1 protein-coding gene and 1 pseudogene are annotated in these 1,703 nt (G+C 30.2%); one reads left to right on the plus strand and one right to left on the minus strand.

Annotated features, from left to right (window positions below; translation table 11 throughout):
* Positions 1-165: 165 nt before the first annotated feature.
* A complete protein-coding gene (locus P8M54_RS10535) occupies positions 166-1,068 on the minus strand; it encodes an IS1595 family transposase (protein WP_300287796.1) in 903 nt (300 codons plus the stop codon).
* 250 nt (positions 1,069-1,318) lie between these two features.
* On the opposite strand from P8M54_RS10535, the pseudogene P8M54_RS10540 reads away from it, so the two are divergent.
* A pseudogene (locus P8M54_RS10540) lies at positions 1,319-1,703 on the plus strand (GDSL family lipase); the annotation flags it as partial.

Here is a 1,703-nt window from a genome sequence, read left to right on the forward strand (position 1 = left end):
TGGTACAAATTTAATGAAGTCCATTTCAAATGTATCCCAGTTAATATTTATAGGCAATTCCTTCCCCACAAGTTCGTTGATTTCTTTTTGGTAATCCCCTAAATATTGCTCTTCTATTGACTTTGCTGCTCTTTTTTCCTGTAATCCCATATTAAATTTATTGAGTTATACACTTAGCATCAGTTTAATGTCTTTTTGATAAATCGGCTTAGCATTTACCATTCTTTCTATAGATTTATGAAAAATACTTGTTTTAAATTGTGAACGGTTTATTCTAAAGCAAAATTCATCAAAATAAGCTTGAATATGCCATTTGCTAACATGGGTAGGTATTGTCCTAATCCAAGATTTCAATTGCATGATCAAAATATGTAGTTCTTTGAAATTTTTCCCATGATCACTTAATTTTTGTTCAATATTATAAAGCTTTTTTAGAGGTTCATATCCTCTCCATTTATCGGTAACTATATTCGCAGTTTGGCTTATGTGTTCTTCAAAAATTGGAGTTAATGATTTTGAAGAATAGTCATCAATAGATTTCACATAAACTCTTTTTATCTGATGTTTTTGGTTTAATTCTACTGCTATTACTGCCTTTTTCTTTTTAGAATCATAACTTCTTCCTTGTTTCCCTTCTTCTTTTCCTCCCACAGTAAATTCATCTACATGAACTATTTCTGACAATGGATATTTCTGACTGCTTTGCATTGCTTTACGTACTTTTTGCATAAAATACCAAGCAGTACCTTGACGAATCTCAAAACGTTTTCCCATTTGAATACTTGATACACTTTTGCTACTAGTTGTCATTTCAAATACGATACAAAAGGCTTTATGTAAACCAAACTTTACCTTATGAAACAATGTATTTGCAGTTGCGCTATCCACATGTTGACAGCCATAACATTGATAATTATATCCTGATTTTTCACATCCTTTAGTATGACCACATTTCATACATTTAAAACCGTCTTTCCATTTTATTTGCGCCAAATAAGCTTTGCAAGTTTCATCATTTGGCAATTCTTTTATAAAGTTTAGTATGCTTTGGCCTTCAAACACTTCCATATCCTTGATTTTAAAGGTATAAATATACAGAAATTAAGTAACTAACTCAATAGATTTTTTTTAACTTTTTGTGTCGACTAAGTTAGCATGTCTAGTAATTATTTTCTTTAAATAAAAAAAACACCAGTAAAAATTATATAATCACTTTTATTGGTGTTTTTTTATTGGTTATTGACATTTTAGTATCTTTCAAACCGCAGTAAAGTACATATCTTTGTAATTGCTGGTTTTAATTTTAAAAGTAATATCCATGATTCTTAAAAAAGCGCATTTAGTAGTAGTTTTATTTTTAATATCGTTTTCAATTTCGGCAAAAGGGATTGATAATACTGCTACTTTTTATCACTATGAAGGAAGAGTAGATCATCTTAAAGATGGTAATACCATGTTGGTTGGAGCAGCTTCTTCGGTCACATTTGAGTTTACGGATAAAAACTGCGAAATATTTTTGCAAAGTGTTGATACATGGGAACATCATAATTATGTGGTTTTTGAATTAGATGGGATTTATTTAGGGCGTTTTGCTATAAAAAAGGGAAGTCCCAAAAGTTTTCCAATTATTTCAACGACTCATGAAAAAACGCATAGATTGACAATTTATAAAGCTACAGAAGCGGCAAATGGTGGTGTTTTGT

Source organism: Flavobacterium sp. (assembly GCF_029242675.1).
Lineage (GTDB): Bacteria > Bacteroidota > Bacteroidia > Flavobacteriales > Flavobacteriaceae > Flavobacterium.